Source organism: Streptomyces sp. NPDC047706 (assembly GCF_043204795.1).
Taxonomy (GTDB): Bacteria; Actinomycetota; Actinomycetes; order Streptomycetales; family Streptomycetaceae; genus Streptomyces.
In genome coordinates this window covers 252,524-269,825 of the sequence record NZ_JBIDCW010000007.1, presented here as the reverse complement: position 1 = coordinate 269,825, position 17,302 = coordinate 252,524, and the positions used below count along the sequence as shown (strand labels likewise).

The 17,302-nt window shown below is 71.8% G+C and carries 19 protein-coding genes; 10 read left to right on the top strand and 9 right to left on the bottom strand.

Annotation, left to right across the window (positions count from 1 at the left end; translation table 11 throughout):
• Nucleotides 1-145 precede the first annotated feature (145 nt).
• On the bottom strand, nt 146-532 hold the full coding sequence (locus ACGF8A_RS11515; protein ID WP_393106687.1) for a hypothetical protein: 387 nt from the start codon (nt 530-532) through the stop codon (nt 146-148).
• Nucleotides 533-1,029: 497 nt separating this feature from the next.
• On the opposite strand from ACGF8A_RS11515, the gene ACGF8A_RS11510 reads away from it, so the two are divergent.
• The gene (locus ACGF8A_RS11510) at nt 1,030-1,788 is read left to right on the top strand and encodes a DUF5707 domain-containing protein (RefSeq protein WP_393106685.1); all 759 of its coding nucleotides are present in this window, start codon (nt 1,030-1,032) and stop codon (nt 1,786-1,788) included.
• Nucleotides 1,789-1,873: 85 nt separating this feature from the next.
• Here ACGF8A_RS11510 and ACGF8A_RS11505 read toward each other — a convergent pair whose 3' ends face one another.
• From ACGF8A_RS11505 to deoC, 3 genes are read right to left on the bottom strand one after another with little or no spacing between them, the layout of a single operon-like run.
• Nucleotides 1,874-2,761, bottom strand: coding sequence for an aldehyde dehydrogenase family protein (locus ACGF8A_RS11505; RefSeq protein ID WP_393106683.1), 888 nt, complete (start codon nt 2,759-2,761; stop codon nt 1,874-1,876).
• Complete coding sequence (locus ACGF8A_RS11500; RefSeq protein ID WP_393106681.1) at nt 2,754-4,190, bottom strand: aldehyde dehydrogenase family protein; 1,437 nt, start codon at nt 4,188-4,190, stop codon at nt 2,754-2,756. The genes ACGF8A_RS11505 and ACGF8A_RS11500 overlap by 8 nt, the downstream gene beginning before the upstream one ends.
• A 5-nt stretch (nt 4,191-4,195) precedes the next feature.
• A complete protein-coding gene (deoC, locus tag ACGF8A_RS11495) occupies nt 4,196-5,143 on the bottom strand; it encodes a deoxyribose-phosphate aldolase (RefSeq protein ID WP_393106740.1) in 948 nt (315 codons plus the stop codon).
• Nucleotides 5,144-5,300: 157 nt separating this feature from the next.
• Between deoC and ACGF8A_RS11490 the strand changes: the two genes are divergently transcribed.
• The 3 genes from ACGF8A_RS11490 (at nt 5,301) to ACGF8A_RS11480 (ending at nt 6,901) form a co-directional block, all read left to right on the top strand.
• On the top strand, nt 5,301-5,975 hold the full coding sequence (locus ACGF8A_RS11490) for a PH domain-containing protein (protein ID WP_393106679.1): 675 nt from the start codon (nt 5,301-5,303) through the stop codon (nt 5,973-5,975).
• A 174-nt stretch (nt 5,976-6,149) separates the two neighbouring features.
• Nucleotides 6,150-6,647, top strand: a complete 498-nt coding sequence (locus tag ACGF8A_RS11485; RefSeq protein ID WP_393106677.1) for a DUF2975 domain-containing protein — start codon at nt 6,150-6,152, stop codon at nt 6,645-6,647.
• Nucleotides 6,647-6,901, top strand: coding sequence for a helix-turn-helix domain-containing protein (locus ACGF8A_RS11480; protein ID WP_393106675.1), 255 nt, complete (start codon nt 6,647-6,649; stop codon nt 6,899-6,901). The genes ACGF8A_RS11485 and ACGF8A_RS11480 overlap by 1 nt, the downstream gene beginning before the upstream one ends.
• A gap of 267 nt (nt 6,902-7,168) precedes the next feature.
• Here the strand turns inward: ACGF8A_RS11480 and ACGF8A_RS11475 are convergent, their stop codons facing one another.
• The gene (locus tag ACGF8A_RS11475) at nt 7,169-7,567 is read right to left on the bottom strand and encodes a hypothetical protein (protein ID WP_393106673.1); all 399 of its coding nucleotides are present in this window, start codon (nt 7,565-7,567) and stop codon (nt 7,169-7,171) included.
• A gap of 76 nt (nt 7,568-7,643) precedes the next feature.
• Complete coding sequence (locus tag ACGF8A_RS11470) at nt 7,644-9,047, bottom strand: FAD-binding oxidoreductase (protein WP_393106671.1); 1,404 nt, start codon at nt 9,045-9,047, stop codon at nt 7,644-7,646.
• 706 nt (nt 9,048-9,753) lie between these two features.
• Between ACGF8A_RS11470 and ACGF8A_RS11465 the strand changes: the two genes are divergently transcribed.
• The gene (locus ACGF8A_RS11465) at nt 9,754-10,446 is read left to right on the top strand and encodes a uridine kinase (RefSeq protein ID WP_393106669.1); all 693 of its coding nucleotides are present in this window, start codon (nt 9,754-9,756) and stop codon (nt 10,444-10,446) included.
• A 175-nt stretch (nt 10,447-10,621) separates the two neighbouring features.
• Here the strand turns inward: ACGF8A_RS11465 and ACGF8A_RS11460 are convergent, their stop codons facing one another.
• Complete coding sequence (locus ACGF8A_RS11460) at nt 10,622-11,365, bottom strand: SigE family RNA polymerase sigma factor (protein ID WP_393106667.1); 744 nt, start codon at nt 11,363-11,365, stop codon at nt 10,622-10,624.
• A 242-nt stretch (nt 11,366-11,607) separates the two neighbouring features.
• Between ACGF8A_RS11460 and afsQ1 the strand changes: the two genes are divergently transcribed.
• The 5 genes from afsQ1 (at nt 11,608) to ACGF8A_RS11435 (ending at nt 15,467) form a co-directional block, all read left to right on the top strand.
• Nucleotides 11,608-12,285 (top strand): two-component system response regulator AfsQ1, encoded by a 678-nt coding sequence (gene afsQ1 / locus ACGF8A_RS11455; protein ID WP_393106665.1) that lies wholly within the window; start codon nt 11,608-11,610, stop codon nt 12,283-12,285.
• A complete protein-coding gene (locus ACGF8A_RS11450; RefSeq protein WP_393106663.1) occupies nt 12,282-13,847 on the top strand; it encodes an ATP-binding protein in 1,566 nt (521 codons plus the stop codon). Before afsQ1 ends, ACGF8A_RS11450 begins: the two co-directional genes overlap by 4 nt.
• Before the next feature lie 14 nt (nt 13,848-13,861).
• Nucleotides 13,862-14,464: a hypothetical protein gene (locus ACGF8A_RS11445; RefSeq protein ID WP_393106661.1), complete on the top strand. Its 603-nt coding sequence runs from the start codon at nt 13,862-13,864 to the stop codon at nt 14,462-14,464.
• A gap of 129 nt (nt 14,465-14,593) precedes the next feature.
• A complete protein-coding gene (locus ACGF8A_RS11440; protein ID WP_393106659.1) occupies nt 14,594-15,181 on the top strand; it encodes a VanZ family protein in 588 nt (195 codons plus the stop codon).
• An 82-nt stretch (nt 15,182-15,263) separates the two neighbouring features.
• Nucleotides 15,264-15,467 carry a PspC domain-containing protein gene (locus tag ACGF8A_RS11435; RefSeq protein WP_393106657.1) on the top strand — a complete coding sequence of 68 codons (204 nt, stop codon included), beginning with the start codon at nt 15,264-15,266 and terminating at the stop codon, nt 15,465-15,467.
• A gap of 93 nt (nt 15,468-15,560) precedes the next feature.
• Here ACGF8A_RS11435 and ACGF8A_RS11430 read toward each other — a convergent pair whose 3' ends face one another.
• Nucleotides 15,561-15,914 carry an ATP-binding protein gene (locus ACGF8A_RS11430; RefSeq protein ID WP_393106655.1) on the bottom strand — a complete coding sequence of 118 codons (354 nt, stop codon included), beginning with the start codon at nt 15,912-15,914 and terminating at the stop codon, nt 15,561-15,563.
• Nucleotides 15,915-16,068: 154 nt separating this feature from the next.
• On the bottom strand, nt 16,069-17,232 hold the full coding sequence (locus ACGF8A_RS11425; RefSeq protein ID WP_393106652.1) for an adenosine deaminase: 1,164 nt from the start codon (nt 17,230-17,232) through the stop codon (nt 16,069-16,071).
• Nucleotides 17,233-17,302 lie beyond the last annotated feature (70 nt).

Below are 17,302 nucleotides of genomic sequence, written 5' to 3'. Positions count from 1 at the left end.
GAACGCGGCGATGACAGAGGCCGTACGGGGTACGGGCCCGGAGAACGCGTCGGGGCCCGGACCCGCCGGGGCGGCGGGTCCGGGCCCCGTTGCCTCACATGCCGAGCCGCCGGCCCGGCGCCGAAGTCAGCCGCTCAGCCGGCGCTCACTCCGTGTCGTCCCACGGGATCGCTCCGCCCGCGCCGAGTTCGGTCAACAGCGCCCGGAAGCGCTCATAGGCGGCCTGGCACGTGGAGTGCCGCTCGTAGGCGCGCGACGACACGGCCACGGCGCCCCCGGCGCGGTCCCGCAGCCGCCAGACCCAGCCGCTCCCCTCGGACGTGTGGTGCACGGCACCCGGTAAATACCTGACCTCGGCACACAGCCGCTCGAACGCCGCACGGCATTCGTCGTACCCCTGGTACGTCACCGCGGCCATGGCGATCACCCGGCCGTTCGTGGCGGTCAGGCGCCACGCGTGGGTTCCGTCCGCCCCTATGTCTATGTGACAGCGCGTGCCCGGCACTGCAGCGCCGCCCTTTCTTCTCGCCATCCATCCCCACCCCTGTGTTTCCCCTGTTCCCGGTATCAGGAAGCCACACGAGCCGACGCTGGTTCGCCGACGGCGCGGCAGAGGCAGATTAGTGAGGCGGGAGTGATACGCGATCGTCGGCGGTAACTGCATTCGGCATGCTTCATGCGAACGTTGCCCCTCGTTCATGAGTGCGCCCGATGGCCCCGTCAGCCGGGATCGGGGTCCAGCCGGGTGGCCGGAACCCGGTGCGCGCGCCGCCGGCCCGGGCCCCGGTACGCGTAGGTGGGCGCCAGGTCCGCTGAAATTCGGACCGAATTTCCCCGCCGGCTTTCCACGGAATCATCGAAGCGGATATTCCGCGCGCATTCTTCGCCGGGAAATCCGCAGCACGGTGGATGAGCTCCATGAAAACGTTCCGAAATCTCCACGGAATGAGTACGCTGCACACGTCAATTCGGGCCCGCCAAGGGATTAGGGACGGGCCGCGGCATTTACATTGGGGAATTCGCATGCGCATGAGCTCAGCTGTCGCCGCTGCGTGCGGCGCCGTCGCCCTGTCCGCCCTCGCCGTTCCGGCCGCGCACGCGGACGAGCAGTTCGGCGACACCGAGGTCACCGGCGTCGTCGTCAACGACGGCAACCCCGTCGTCGTCGGTACGACCGCGAGAACCGTGACCGTCGAGGTCACCGCCACCGACCCGTCCGGTCTGGAGCAGATCAACGCCACCCTGTACCACGGCTCGATCGAGGCCCCGGACGCCACGGTGCCCTCGACCGCGGCCTGCGGTCCGACCGCCGACACGACCAGCACCTGCACCCTGACCTTCGAACTCACCCCGGGCACGGCCCCGGCGGACGACGCGCAGGCCGGCACCTGGAAGGTCAGCGCCTTCGCGATCGCCCCGGACAGCGACGCCCACTTCCTCGACACCGCCGCCACCTTCACGATGCTGCGCCAGACCCACGTCACCGCCGACGCCACCCCCGAGCCCGTGAAGTGGGGCAAGAACCTCACCGTCAAGGGCGGTGTGCAGCACGCCGGCTGGGCGACCGGCACGAACGTGGCCGCCGAGGCCGGCCAGGCGGTGAAGCTGCAGTTCCGCCCGGAGGGCTGCAAGGAGTTCAAGACCGTGAAGACGGTCCTGACGGGCGCCGACGGCTCGCTGTCCACCACCGTCCGCGCGTACCACGACGGCACCTACCGCTGGTCCTACGCCGGTTCGTCCGGCACGGCGGCCGCGGTGTCCGCGGGCGACTTCGTCGACGTGCGCTGACCCTGCGCAACGGCACCCTGGAACAACGGCGCCGGGCTGCCCGCGGGGGCGGTCCGGCGCCGTCAGGCTCATTCGCCGCGCAGGCTCAGTACGACGACCCCGACGCCCCGAGCGAACCCGTCGGGTGCCACACCGTCTTGGTCTCCAGGAAGGCCGTCATCCGGTCCGTCCCCGCAGTCGCGGACCAGTCGTCCACAGGCTGTGGACGCAGCACCCGCTTGAGGTTGTCCGCCGCGGCGATCTCGAGCTCCTTCGCCAGCGCCTCGTCCGCGCCCGCCAGGTCGATCGCGTTGACGTCCTGGTGCGCGGCCAGCGGCGCGGCGATCTCCGCCGTACGGCCGGACAGGACGTTCACCACGCCGCCGGGGACGTCGGAGGTCGCCAGCACCTCGCCCAGGGACAGGGCGGGCAGCGGGGCCTTCTCGGAGGCCACCACGACCGCCGTGTTGCCCGTCGCGATCACCGGGGCGAGCACCGAGACCAGGCCCAGGAAGGACGACTCCTGGGGCGCGACCACTGCCACCACGCCCGTCGGCTCGGGTGAGGACAGGTTGAAGTACGGGCCCGCGACCGGGTTCCCGCCGCCCACCACCTGAGCGATCTTGTCGGTCCAGCCCGCGTACCAGACCCAGCGGTCGATCGTCGCGTCGACCTGCTCGCCGGCCTTGGACTTCGACAGCCCCTCGGCGTCCGCGACCTCGTGGACGAACTGGCTCCTGCGGCCCTCCAGCATCTCCGCCACGCGGTAGAGGACCTGGCCCCGGTTGTACGCCGTCGCCCCGGACCAGCCGCCGAACGCCTTGCGGGCGGCGACGACCGCGTCACGGGCGTCCTTGCGGGAGGACTGCGGCGCGTTGGCCAGCCACTTGCCCTTGGAGTCCGACACCTCGTACACCCGGCCGCTCTCCGAACGCGGGAACTTCCCGCCGACGTACAGCTTGTAGGTCTTGAACACACTGAGTCGGTCAGACATCGAGGTACGCCTCCAGGCCGTGGCGACCGCCCTCGCGGCCGAAGCCCGACTCCTTGTAGCCGCCGAACGGCGAGGTGGGGTCGAACTTGTTGAACGTGTTGGACCAGACGACGCCCGCGCGCAGCTTGTTCGCGACCGCCAGGATCCGCGAGCCCTTCTCCGTCCAGATGCCCGCCGAGAGGCCGTACGGGGTGTTGTTCGCCTTGGCGACGGCCTCGTCCGGCGTACGGAAGGTGAGGACCGACAGGACCGGGCCGAAGATCTCGTCGCGGGCCACCGTGTGCGCCTGGGTGACGTTCGTGAAGAGCGTCGGGGCGAACCAGTAGCCGGACGACGGCAGCTCGCAGGCCGGAGACCAGCGCTCGGCGCCCTCCGCCTCGCCCTGTTCGGCGAGCGCGGTGATCCGGGCCAGCTGCTCGGCGGAGTTGATCGCGCCGATGTCCGTGTTCTTGTCGAGCGGGTCGCCCAGGCGCAGCGTCGACAGCCGGCGTTTCAGCGACTCCAGCAGCTCGTCCTGGATCGACTCCTGCACCAGCAGCCGGCTGCCCGCGCAGCAGACCTGGCCCTGGTTGAAGAAGATGCCGGTGACGATGCCCTCGACGGCCTGGTCGATCGGGGCGTCGTCGAAGACGATGTTGGCGCCCTTGCCGCCCAGTTCGAGGGTGAGCTTCTTGCTCGTCCCCGCGACGGTGCGCGCGATCTCCTTGCCGACGGCGGTGGAGCCGGTGAAGGCGACCTTGTCCACGTCCGGGTGGGCGACGAGCGCGGCGCCCGCGTCGCCGTACCCGGGAAGGATGTTGACGACGCCCCTGGGCAGGCCCGCCTGGCGGCAGATGTCCGCGAAGAACAGGGCCGACAGCGGGGTCGTCTCGGCGGGCTTGAGCACGACCGTGTTGCCGGTCGCCAGCGCCGGGGCGATCTTCCACGCCAGCATCAGCAGCGGGAAGTTCCACGGGATGACCTGGCCGGCCACGCCCAGCGGCTTCGGCGAAGGCCCGAAGCCGGCGTGGCCGAGCTTGTCGGCCCAGCCCGCGTAGTAGAAGAAGTGCGCCGCCACCAGGGGCAGGTCGGCGTCCCGCGTCTCCTTGATGGGCTTGCCGTTGTCCAGCGTCTCGAGGACCGCGAGCTCGCGGGAGCGCTCCTGGATGATGCGGGCGATGCGGAACAGGTACTTGGCCCGCTCGGCGCCGGGCAGCGCCGACCACTTCTCGAAGGCCTTGCGCGCGGCCTTCACGGCACGGTCGACGTCCGCCTCGCCCGCCTGGGCGACCTCGGAGAGGACCTCCTCGGTGGCCGGGGAGACCGTCTTGAACACCCTGCCGTCGGCCGCCTCGGCGAACTCGCCGTCGACGAACAGGCCGTAGGACGGGGCGATGTCGACGACCGAGCGGGACTCGGGCGCCGGTGCGTACTCGAATACGGAAGCCATGATGATCAGTCCACCGTCACGTAGTCGGGGCCGGAGTAGCGGCCGGTGGCCAGCTTCTGGCGCTGCATCAGCAGATCGTTCAGCAGCGAGGAGGCGCCGAAGCGGAACCAGTGGTTGTCCAGCCAGTCCGCACCGGCCGTCTCGTTGACCAGGACGAGGAACTTGACGGCGTCCTTGGTGGTGCGGATGCCGCCGGCCGGCTTCACACCGACCTGGACCCCGGTCTGGGCGCGGAAGTCCCGCACCGCCTCCAGCATCAGAAGGGTGTTCGCGGGCGTCGCGTTCACCGCCACCTTGCCGGTCGAGGTCTTGATGAAGTCGGCCCCGGCCAGCATGCCGAGCCAGCTGGCGCGGCGGATGTTGTCGTACGTCGACAGCTCACCGGTCTCGAAGATGACCTTGAGGCGGGCCGCCCCGCAGGCCTCCTTCACGGCGACGATCTCCTCGTACACCTGCATGTACCGGCCGGCCAGGAAGGCCCCGCGGTCGATGACCATGTCGATCTCGTCCGCACCGGCGGCGACCGCCTCGCGCACGTCCGCCAGCTTCACGGAGAGCGGGGCGCGGCCGGCCGGGAAGGCGGTGGCGACGGAGGCGACCTTGACGGCGGAACCGGCGACGGCCTCCTTGGCGGTGGCCACCATGTCGGGGTAGACGCAGACCGCGGCGGTCGCCGGAGTCGCACGGTCCGTCGGGTCCGGGTGGACCGCCTTGGCGCCGAGCGCCCGGACCTTGCCCGGGGTGTCCGCGCCTTCGAGCGTCGTCAGGTCGACCATCGAGATCGCGAGGTCGATGGCGTACGCCTTCGCCGTGGTCTTGATGGAACGGGTGCCGAGGGAGGCGGCGCGTGCCTCCAGGCCGACCGCGTCGACGCCGGGCAGCCCGTGCAGGAAGCGGCGCAGCGTCGCGTCGGAGGCCGCCACGTCCGTGAGCGTGTGTGCAGTGGTGGGCATGGTCACCAGACGAGCATATCTACGCGCGTAGCGGCTGTACACCCCCCGTCGTTCTTCGCGGAGACGTCCTGCCGGCGGTCGGCGCGGTGCCGGTCCGCCGGGCGGCGGTGACCCACCGCGCATGGGCGCCCTCGGCGGCGTCGGGCAGAATCGAGGCATGACGACCCCGGACCAGCAGTCATCAGCGCCGCAGCCTTCGCGCCCCACGACCCGGGACCGGATCTACCGGTCACCCATGGGTCTCGTCGGCGGCATCCTGCTGCTCGCCCTCGCCGGCTGGCTCGGCATCGACGCGATCGTCGCGGGCGAGGGCGGCAGACCGTGGCTTGCACTCGCCTCGCTCCTCCTCGTGGTGCCGCTGGTCGTCGCCTTCACCGTGCGCCCCGCCGTGTACGCCGGGGAGGACCGCCTGCGCGTGCGCAACCCGTTCCGCGTGATCGTGCTGCCCTGGGGCGAGGTCGCCTCCCTGCGCTCCGGGTACACCAACGAGGTCGTCAGCAAGGCCGGCGACAAGTACCAGCTGTGGGCCGTACCCGTCTCCCTGCGCGCCCGTAAGCGGGCCGCGCGCAAGGAGGCGCGGCGCACGTCGCAGTCCGCCGGCGGCGGCAGGTCCCGTCCCCGCGGCCTCGGCGGGCTCATGGACGCCGGCGTCCACGACGGCCCCGTCCGCGCCGAGAGCGACCAGATCATCCACGACCTGCGCCAGACGCTGGAGGCCAGGGAGAAGGCGAAGACCGCGCAGGGCGAGGTGACCGTGCGCTGGGCGTACGAGATCGCGGCACCGGCGGTGGCCGGAGCGGTGCTGCTGGCGATCCTGCTCGCACTGGGATAGCGAGCCACGGGCCGCACCCGGCTGCGCGTCCCTCCTCGCCGGTTCGGCCCGACCCCGCACCCGGCGACCGGGAGGTCATGCCTGCGGTCCCTGCCCCCGGACTTCGGGAGGGCCACTTGCCCCACCTATCGACTATCGATAGATTCTTATCGTGGGTCGATCGAGGGAGAGGATATGGGACAGATGACGACGCTCGCTCTGCGGGCCGTGCTGGTGGCGTTGCTGGCCGGGTCGGTGTTCGTGCAGGCCGTCATGGTGCCGTTGATCGGGGCCGACCTGGAGGAAGGGGCCTCCGAACTGGCGTATCCGCGGGCCGCGTTCCTCGTCGTGCTGGTGCTCGGCGTGGTCACCGTCCAGGTCGTACTCGTCTGCGTGTGGCGGCTGGTGACCATGGTGCGAAGGGGCACGGTGTTCTCGCACGCCGCCTTCCGGTACGTCGACGTCGTTCTCTGGGCGATCGCCGCGGCCGCCGTTCTCCTGAGCGCTTTCGGGTACATGATCGCGCCGGGGGAGGCCGTCGCCCCGGGTGTCGTCCTGCTGATCGGCGGGGTGGTCGTCGCGGCGCTGGGCGTCGCGCTCATCGTGCTCGTACTGCGGATGCTGCTCGCGCAGGCCGTCGCGCGTGACGTGGAGGCGGCACGGCTGGAGGCCGAGCTGCAGGGGGTGATCTGATGCCGATCGCCGTCGACATCGACGTCATGCTGGCCAGACGGAAGCTGTCCGTGGGCGAACTCGCCGAACGCGTCGGGATCACACCCGCCAACCTGGCGGTGCTCAAGAACGGCCGCGCGAAGGCCGTACGGTTCTCGACGCTCGCCGCTCTGTGCGAGGTGCTGGAGTGCCAGCCGGGAGACCTGCTGCGATGGGAGGCCGGGGAGGAGCATGCGACGACGGGGGCGGAGAAGGAGGGCACCCCCGCAACCTGAGGTGCGCTGCCGTCCCGCCATCCGTGAGCGTTGTCCGTTTCCGTGGAGTTCCCCGCCCCCGCATCCGTTTCCGGTGCCCGACCCGCATCAACGCGCGCGGTCCGCACGGCATCCGTTCCGCATCCGTACGACAGCCGCACCCCGTGCGCACCAGCTGCGCACCCACTGCCCGTGTGAAACACCAGGGCCGCGCCTCCCCCTCGGGAAGCGCGGCCTCCGTGGTCCGGAGCCTCGCCCGCCAGGCGGCCGGGGACCCGTGGGGACGGCTCAGATCAGCAAGCCCGTCACCGTCCCCACCCCGGGCACGCTGCCGATCGACTCCGCCTGCGCCACGGGGCGCGTGACCGCCTGGGACGTCAGAGGCTTGAAGTCGGCGAGCTTGGTGCCGACGCCGTTGTCGAGGGGGTCGACGCCCGTGCCCGCAAGGGGGTTGGGCTTGAGACCGGCGGCGGGGCCCGCGACGTAGCGGACGGAACCGGTGAGGGCCGCCGTCCCCGCCTCCGGGTCGATGTTGCCGAGGGAGGTGGGCCGGGTGTGGACCATGCCCAGGAACGACTCGGTGTCCGCGGCGGCCGGCGCCACGGACGCGCTCAGGGCCGCTCCCGCCGTCGCGAGCACGGCGAGGGCACGCCGGGTGGGCTGGGGGGAGGAGTCATTTCGGGCCATCGCTGATGCCACCTTGTGAACGCGCTGAGTAATCGGGTCAGCACGTAGGGTAGTTGACGGAGGGTGTGGGCTTCAATCAGCGACCCGGTCCCGGCGTCCCGCCGCCCGTCTCCCCCGGCAGTACCGCCCCGGGATTGAGCAACCCGCCCGGATCCAGCGCCGCCTTCACCGACCGCATCACCGCGATCTCCGCCTCCGACCGGCTCAGGTGCAGATGGCGGGCCTTGGCACGGCCCACGCCGTGTTCCGCACTGATGCTCCCGCCCACGGCCGCGACCCGCTCCAGCACCGCGCCGGTGACCGCGTCCTCGTCCTCCGCCGCCACCTCCAGCAGATTGACGTGCAGATTGCCCTCGGCCAGATGCCCGAAGAGATACGGCCGCCCGCGCCCCGCCAGCACGCCGGGCAGGTCCGCGACGAAGCCCGCCAGTCCTCCGAGCGGGACCGTCACGTCGAGCTTCAGCGGAACGCCCACCGCGTTGATCGACTCGGTGTGCCGTTCCCGGTAGGCGGCCAGCCGCCGCCGGTCCGGGTCCGCCGACGCCACCGCCGTCTCCCCCATGTCCACCGCCTGCTCCGCCGCCTGCAGCACCTCGGCCAGTTCCCCGGCCGGATCACGCCTGGCCGCGCACTCCACCAGCAGATACACCGGGTACGACGTCCGGAACGGAGCGGGCAGCCCGCTCGTCCGCAGCACCAGCGCCAGCCCCTCGGCCATGAAGAACTCGGCCAGCTCCAGCGAGTCCAGCACCCGCAGCCGAGCCACCACGTCGAGCGCCGCCTCCAGGGAGCCGAGCCCCACCAGCGCGGTCACCCGCTCCGGCGGCAGCGGAACGAGGCGCAACCGGGCCCGCGTCACGACCGCCAGCGTCCCCTCGCTGCCGATCAGCAGGCCGGTCAGGTCGTACCCGGTGTTGTCCTTGGGCAGCCCGGCCAGCCGGTCCAGTACGGACCCGTCGGCCAGCACGGCCTCCAGCCCGGTCACGTTGGCTCGCGTGGTGCCGTACCGCACGACCCGCTCACCGCCCGCGTTGGTCGCGATCATGCCGCCGAGGGTCGCGGAGTCCCGGGCGGCCAGGTCGACGCCGAACTGGAGCCCCGACGAGGCGACATGGCGGTGCAGGCCGGACAGCACCACACCGGCGCCCACGGTCACCTGCCCCACGGCCGGGTCGACCTCCCCGATGCCGTCCAGCCGCCGCAGCGACAGCACGACCTCGCCGCCGTCCGGCGTGGGCACCGACGCGCCGACCAGGCCCGTGTTGCCGCCCTGCGGCACGACCGGCGCCCCGGCCGCACGGCACAGCCGCAGTACCTCGGCCACCTGGGCGGTGTCCCCGGGCCGCACCACCAGCCGCGCCCGGCCCCGGTAGCGGCCGGTGAAGTCGGTCTCGTACGAGGCGCACAGCGCGGGGTCGGTCAGCACATGGGCCGGGCCGGCCACGGCGGACAGTTGCCGGGCGAGACGGTCGGTATCCACGGTGGCCGGCCACTCCTCGTCGTACGTCGGAAACCCTGGCCGGGGAACGCGGGCGCGCACGCCGACCGCCCGAATCCTACGGAGCCCCGAGCAGGGACTCGGCGAACGACGTCCGCGCGTACGGCGCGAACCGCCCGTGCCCGGCGTCCCGCGACGCCTTGAGCTGCCGGCACACCCCGGCCGGGGAAACGCCGGCCCGCCGGACCGGTTCCGCGGCCGAGGCGGGGCCCGCAACTCGCCCGGCAGCAGGGTGCGCGAGCGCCCGAGCACGAGGGCCAGGGCGCCGCCCCGGGTACCGGCCGCGGCTCCCGCAGGGCGCGCTCCCCTGGCCTGGCCGGCGATCTGTGGCGGCTCGGGCCGCTGCCCGGTGCGCAGGGCGCACCCCGCGAAGGCCGACGGGCAGCACGAACCCGGAGCCCGCCGCCGTCCGGTTGAGCCGGCACGGACGCATCAGCCGCAGCCCGTTGTCGTTCCAGCCCGTCGCGTCGTGCAGTTGCCAGGGCACCTTCAACGGCCTTGGGGCATCGCCCGGTTCTCCGCGCTGACCGATCGGCACCGCCGTCCACACGCACGCCGGACCCGCCGCCGCCGGCGTACGGCCGCCGCCCGGGAGCCCGCGGCCGCATCGGACAGCGCACCGGACACCGGTCCGGTCGCGTCCTGACGGCGGGCTCCGGGGCCGGACGGCGGCAGGGATAATGACGGGATGCGCGCGGACGGAAGCCTCGTCCGCGCGGCCCCGAGACCGCCGGAGGACAACACCTTGGGTTCCCATCCGCCCATACCCACCCGGGTCGTGCTGCTGTGCGGCCCGTCCGGCTCCGGCAAGTCCCTGCTCTCCGCCCGCTCCGGCCTGCCGGTCCTGCGGCTCGACGACTTCTACAAGGAAGGCACCGACCCGACGCTGCCGCTGGTCGACGGCAGCTCCGACATCGACTGGGACCACCCGGCCTCGTGGGACGCGGACGCGGCCGTCGCCGCGATCGAGGACCTGTGCCGCGCGGGCCGTACGGACCTCCCCGTCTACGACATCTCGCTCAGCGCCCGCACCGGCGCCGAGACGCTCGACATCGGGCGGACCCCGCTGTTCATCGCGGAGGGCATCTTCGCCGCCGAGATCGTCACCCGCTGCCGTGAGCTGGGGCTGTTGGCCGACGCGCTGTGCCTGAGCCGCGGCCCGGTGCGCACCTTCCGCCGTCGCTTCGTGCGCGATCTGAAGGAAGGCCGCAAGTCGGTGCCGTTCCTGCTGCGCCGCGGCTGGCGTCTGATGCGCGCCGAGCGTTCCATCGTCGCCCGCCAGACCGCGCTCGGCGCGTACGCCTGCGACCGGGACGAGGCGATGGGCCGCCTGGCCGCCGCGGCGGCGGGACGCTGCACGACGGCACGTACGGCCGTGTAGCACCACCCCCGGCACCCGGGCCCCGACCACGCGGAACGGCGCACACACGGAGGCGGGACTGGACGGACCCCCCGGCCCTCCAGCCCCGCTCCCCGTGCTCCCCCGTGCTCCCCCGTGCTCCCCCGTTTCCCCCCCGGCCCCGTACTCCCCGTACTCCCCTCCTGGGGCCGGACCTTCAGGCGACAAGCTCCCCGAAGGCGTGCTGCTCGTCACGGCCGAAGCTCAGGACCTCGTCCTCGCGCAGCCGGCGCAAGGAACGCCAGATGCTGGACTTCACCGTGCCGACACTGATGTCGAGTATCTCCGCGATCTCCGGGTCGGTGCGGCCCTCGTAGTAGCGCAGGACCAGCATGGTGCGCTGGAGTTCGGGCAGCCGGGCCAGCGCCTGCCACAGGACCGCGCGCAGTTCGGTGCCACGCATCGCGTCCGTGTCGCCGGCCGTCTCCGGCAGCTCCTCTGTCGGGTACTCGTTGAGTTTGCGGCGCCGCCAGGCGCTGATGTGCAGGTTGGTCATGGTCCGGCGCAGATAGCCGCCGACCGCCGCCTTGTCACTGATCCGGTCCCACGCCCGGTACGTCGAGAACAGCGCGCTCTGCAGCAGGTCCTCGGCCTCGAAACGGTCACCGGTGAGGTGGTAGGCGGTCGCGTACAGGGAGGCGCGGCGTTCCTGGACGTAGGCGGTGAACTCCGCCTCCGTCAGTGAGCGACGCTCCCCCGGTTCCTCCCCGTACGCGGCTCCCCCGTGCGTTTCCCCCGTGAAACCGTCAACCACCGTCATGTAGGCGGTGTGCTGACGCCCGGCGCCGCGAGCGCACCCCCGCCCGCTCACCGCGCCGGACCTCTCGGAACCCCGGCCCGCGTGCACGTCGTGCAGACGCGTGACCACTGCGCTGGTGCTGGTGCCGTGCAGCGTGTTCATCTCGCGCCCCCCGTCGTGGACTTGCCGGTGTCCGGCCCTGCTCGTCCTGCTTCCTTGCCTGTGCCGAGAAGCTTGCCGAGCCGACTTCATCGGTGTGTCCGCCGACTGTCACAGACGTGTCACAGGGGCGGGCCCGAACGTCCTTCGCGGAGCACCGCGGCCATGGTCACGGAGAAGAGCGGTACGGCTACGCAGCCGCCCGAGTGTCGAAACGCCGGCCCACCATGGGTCAGAATGAGCCCGTGCCTTCCCTGTTGCTGATCGAGGACGACGACGCCATCCGCACGGCCCTGGAGCTCTCGCTGACGCGCCAGGGACACCGCGTGGCGACCGCTGCCAGCGGTGAGGACGGTCTGAAGCTGCTGCGCGAGCAGCGGCCGGATCTGATCGTGCTGGATGTGATGCTGCCCGGTATCGACGGGTTCGAGGTGTGCCGGCGCATCCGGCGCACCGACCAGCTGCCGATCATCCTGCTGACCGCCCGCAACGACGACATCGACGTGGTCGTCGGGCTGGAGTCCGGTGCCGACGACTATGTCGTCAAACCGGTGCAGGGCCGCGTGCTGGACGCACGCATCCGGGCCGTGCTGCGGCGCGGCGAGCGGGAGGCGAACGACGCGGCGGCCTTCGGCAGCCTCGTCATCGACCGCGCGGCGATGACCGTGACGAAGAACGGCGAGGACCTCCAGCTCACCCCGACCGAGCTGCGGCTGCTGCTCGAGCTGAGCCGGCGGCCCGGTCAGGCGCTGTCCCGGCAGCAGTTGCTGCGGCTGGTGTGGGAGCACGACTACCTCGGTGACTCCCGGCTGGTGGACGCGTGTGTCCAGCGGCTGCGCGCGAAGGTCGAGGACGTGCCGTCGTCGCCGACCCTGATCCGTACCGTGCGAGGTGTCGGTTACCGGCTGGATCCGCCTCAGTGACCGACGCGCAAGAGGGTCTCCGCGGCTGGGCCGCGGCACGCAAGGGAGCTCTGTCGACGCTGCGTTTCACCAGTCTGCGGCTGCGGCTCGTCGTCGTGTTCGGGCTGGTGGCGCTGACCGCCGCGGTGTCCGCGTCCGGGATCGCGTACTGGCTCAACCGCGAGGCCGTGCTGACCCGCGCCCAGGACGCGGTGCTGCGCGACTTCGAGCAGGAGATGCAGAACCGGGCCGGCGCCCTGCCCGCCCACCCCACCCAGGACGAACTCCAGCGCACCGCCGCTCAGATGGCCGGCAGCAGCCAGCGTTTCAGTGTGCTCCTGGTCGCCGAGGACGCGTCGGGCAAGGCGGTCCACGGCAGTTCCGGCGGCCTGAACGACGGCTTCGCGCTGACCGACGTACCGGAGTCGCTGCGCGCGGCCGTGAACAAGGAGCAGCCGCTCACCTCGAACAACAGATCGCCGTACCACCTGTACTGGCAGCGGATCGTGGACGGCGGCACGCCGTATCTGGTGGCCGGCACGCGGGTGATCGGCGGTGGGCCGACCGGCTACATGGTCAAGTCGCTGGAGCCGGAGGCCAAGGACCTCAACTCGCTGGCCTGGTCGCTCGGTATCGCCACCGGCCTCGCGCTGATCGGCTCGGCGCTGCTCGCGCAGGCCGCCGCCACGACGGTGCTGAAACCCGTGCACCGGCTCGGTGTCGCCGCGCGGCGGCTCGGGGAGGGCAAGCTGGACACCCGGCTCAGGGAGTCCGGCACCGACGAACTGGCCGATTTGTCACGGACGTTCAACAGGACCGCGGAGGCGCTGGAGAAGCGGGTCGCGGACATGGCCGCGCGGGACGAGGCGTCCCGGCGGTTCGTGGCGGACATGAGCCACGAGCTGCGGACACCGCTCACCGCGATCACGGCCGTGACCGAGGTGCTGGAGGAGGAGCTGGACTCCGAGAGCGGCGGCCTCGACCCGATGATCGAGCCGGCGGTACGGCTGGTGGTGAGCGAGACCCGGCGGCTGAACGACCTGGTCGAGAACCTGATGGAGGTCACCCGCTTCGACGCGGGCACCGCCCGCCTGGTCCTCGACGACGTCGACGTCGCCGACCAGATCACCGCCTGCATCGACGCCCGCGCCTGGCTGGACGCGGTCGAGCTGGACGCGGCACGCGGCATCCACGCCCGCCTCGACCCCCGCCGCCTGGACGTCATACTCGCCAACCTCATCGGAAACGCGCTCAAGCACGGCGGTTCGCCGGTGCGGGTGGCCGTGCGCGAGGAGGACAGCGAAGTCGTCATCCAGGTGCGGGACCACGGCCCCGGCATTCCCGAGGACGTCCTGCCGCACGTCTTCGACCGCTTCTACAAGGCCAGCGCCTCCCGCCCGCGCTCCGAGGGCAGCGGCCTCGGCCTGTCCATCGCCCTGGAGAACGCCCACATCCACGGCGGCGACATCACCGCCGCCAACTCCCCCGATGGCGGCGCGGTGTTCACGCTGCGGCTGCCGCGGGACGCGTCGGACGTGGTCCGGGCGGCGCAGGAGCAGGGCTCGGAGAAGGAAGACACGTGAGGAAGGGCGGACGCGTGCGCAACGCTCGTCTCCTGGTGGTGCCGGTGTTCACCGCGCTGCTCGCGGGCTGCGGCATCCGGGCCACCGAGGTGCCGACGGACTTCGGCCCGGCGCCCTCGCGGGCGCACTGTTCACTTGCCGGGTCCCCGGTCACGACGCAGTCCACGGCGGGGATGCCGGTGCAGGTTTTCCTGCTCTGCGGTTCGTCGCTGGTCACCGTCGACCGGGCCGTGCGGGTGCCCGAGGGCGCGGAGGACGCCAAGCGCCGGGTGCTGGTGGCGCAGGGCCTGCTGGACGAACTCGCCGAAACGCCCTCGGCGGCCGAGAGGCAGGCCGGGTACTCCACGGATGTACGCACGGGTACGACGGTGAGCGGCCCCGGGCCGCGGGACCCGGAGGACACCCTGCGGCTGACGGCCGCCCCCGCATCGCTGACCTCCTACGCCCTCGCGCAGATCGTGTGCACGTTCTCCGACTCGGCGGCGGCCGAGGGTGACGGCTCGGTGATCCTCGGCGGCCCCGGAACCGCGCCGCCCCGCCGCTACGAGTGCACGGACGACGTCCGTGCCCGTCCGGGCGCGGTGGAACCGCCGTCGGCCGAGGTCAAGGTCGGCTGACGGCCGGTCCGGCGCGGCGGCCGGCGGCCGGTTCACGGGCGGCCGGCGGGACGGGTGTGGCGCAGACCTCACCGGGGTGGGGGGTCCCGCACCGGAACCGATCGTGCCGGAGCCCGCGTCTTGGGGGGCGTGCAGCGTCAAGGCTCCAGGGGCGGCAGCGCCGCGATCCACATGCGCGTGACGGGGGGTGTCCTCCTCGCCGCGTACCTCGCCCTCGTCGCCTGGTACACGCTGCGTCCGCTGGACGTGCCCTGGGTGTTGCCCGCCAACCTGCGTCCGCTCGCCGGTATCCGCGCCGACCTCGCGCTGGGCTGGCCGGAGGCGGCGCGCGGTATCGGGGGCGGACTCGGGCTGCTCGCGCCGCTGGGCGCGCTGCTGCCGCTGGCCGGCGGCAGACTGCGGGCCTCGCCGCTCGGCTCCCTGGTCCGCACGGTCACCGCCGGGGCACTGATCTCGCTCGGCATAGAGCTGCTCCAGACCGGCGTGCCCGGGCAGCAGGTGGACGTCGACTCGCTGCTGCTGAACACCACGGGGGTCGCCCTCACTCATGTCGCCCTCGTCCCGGCCGGCCGCCACTGGCTGCGCCGCAGGGCCCGGGTCCGGCGCCGGACGTCGCCGGCGCCACCGAGGGAGGACGTCTCTCAGGGTCGGACCCCGACGATTCCCAGGGTCGGGATCGCCCCATGGAGCGACGCTTTGCCCCCTTCGTCGCCGTAGCGTGGTTCTTGTCGGACGGGGCAGGCGGAAGAAGCCCCGGAAAGACGCACCTCGACGAGTTCGAAGAGACGAAGGAGCCCCGATGAGCCGCCTTGCCCGCCCCACCAGTGGTCGGATGATCGGCGGAGTGTGCGCAGCGCTGGCACGGCGCTTCGGCACCTCCGCGACCACGATGCGAGTGATCTTCCTTGTGTCCTGCTTGCTGCCCGGCCCCCAGTTCCTGCTGTACATCGCGCTGTGGATCCTGCTGCCGGCGGAAGACAAGGCCACCCGCACGGCCTGGTGACAGCCACCTGACCCGCCCTCCCTCAGGGGCACACGCCGATGGGGCGCAACCCTTCGAAGGGTGCGCCCCATCGGCACGTCCACAGGCCGTGGCTCAGCCCAGCGGGATGCCGTTCACCGGGGTGCCGTGCGTGGGCAGGCCCTGCACCGGCAGTCCGCCGAGCAGGCCGGCGGCCGGACCGCTGGGGCCCTTGGCGAGCACCGACTCGGCGGCCGGCTGGGCCGCCCGCAGGCCGGCGCCGAGCGCCGTCTGCCCCTGGGCCAGTGCCTCGGCGGAACCGGGCACCGTCTGGTTGAGGTTCTCCGCCGGCAGCGTCATCGCGACCGTGTCCAGCGTCTGGGCGGCGTCGGGGAGGGCGGCCGGAGCGGCCTCGGCGGCACCCGCACCGGCGGCGAAGGCGGCACCGAGGGCGGCGACACCGAGGGTCTTGGCAGCAGACTGCTTCATGGTGAATTGCGTCCTTGAGTGGCTTGAAAAGGGATGACGGGGAAAGACGGCTCAGGAGAGGAGCGGTTCAAGAACGTAGACACGCCCGAGCGCCCTCCGCAAACATCGAGATGCGGACGGATTGTGAACGCCCGCCCCCTTCCCCCGGTCACGTTCAGCCCTGAGAACCCGCGGAGTCCCTGGTGGAAGCGGTCTGCTGGAACAGCCATTCGGACTTCAGCTCGGCATAGCCGGGCTTGATCACGTCATTGATCATGGCCAGTCGTTCATCGAAAGGAATGAATGCTGACTTCATAGCATTGACTGAGAACCACTGCATGTCGTCGAGCGTGTAACCGAATGCCTCGACAAGGTGCTCGAATTCCCGGCTCATGCTGGTGTGCGACATCAGACGGTTGTCGGTGTTCACCGTGGCCCGGAAGTGCAGCCTCCGCAGCAGGCCGATGGGGTGGTCGGCGTACGAGGAGGCCGCGCCGGTCTGGAGGTTGGAGCTGGGGCACAGCTCCAGCGGGATGCGCTTGTCCCGGACGTAGGAGGCGAGCCGGCCGAGCTTCACACCGCCGTCCTCGGCGACCTCGATGTCGTCGATGATCCGCACCCCGTGCCCGAGCCGGTCGGCGCCGCACCACTGCAGGGCCTGCCAGATGGACGGCAGACCGAAGGCCTCACCGGCGTGGATGGTGAAGTGGTTGTTCTCGCGCTTGAGGTACTCGAACGCGTCGAGGTGCCGGGTGGGCGGGTAGCCGGCCTCGGCACCCGCGATGTCGAAGCCGACGACACCCATGTCCCGGTAGCGGTTGGCCAGTTCGGCGATCTCCAGGGCGCGGGCCGCGTGCCGCATGGCGGTGAGCAGGGCACCCACGCGGATGCGGTGGCCGCCCTCGCGAGCGATCCGTTCCCCTTCACGGAAGCCCTCGTTGACGGCCTCGACCACCTCTTCGAGGGTGAGGCCGCCCTCCAGGTGCTGTTCGGGGGCGTAGCGCACCTCGGCGTAGACGACGCCGTCCTCGGCGAGGTCCTCGGCGCACTCGGCGGCGACCCGGACCAGGGCCTCACGGGTCTGCATGACGCCGACGGTGTGCGAGAAGGTCTCCAGATACCGCTCCAGGGATCCGGAGTCGGCGGCCTCGCGGAACCACAGGCCGAGCTTGCCGGGGTCCGTGTCGGGGAGCTGATCGTAGCCGCTGCCGCGGGCGAGGTCGACGACGGTGCCGGGACGCAGCCCGCCGTCGAGGTGGTCGTGCAGCAGAACCTTGGGTGCCCGGCGGATCTGGTCCGGGCTCGGGGTGTGCCCCATCCGGTCAGTCTGGCTCGTCATTTTCGCACTCTAACTCCTACGCGCGTAGATCGCCGGGTGTACGTTTTCGCCGATACGTAACGGTGACCGT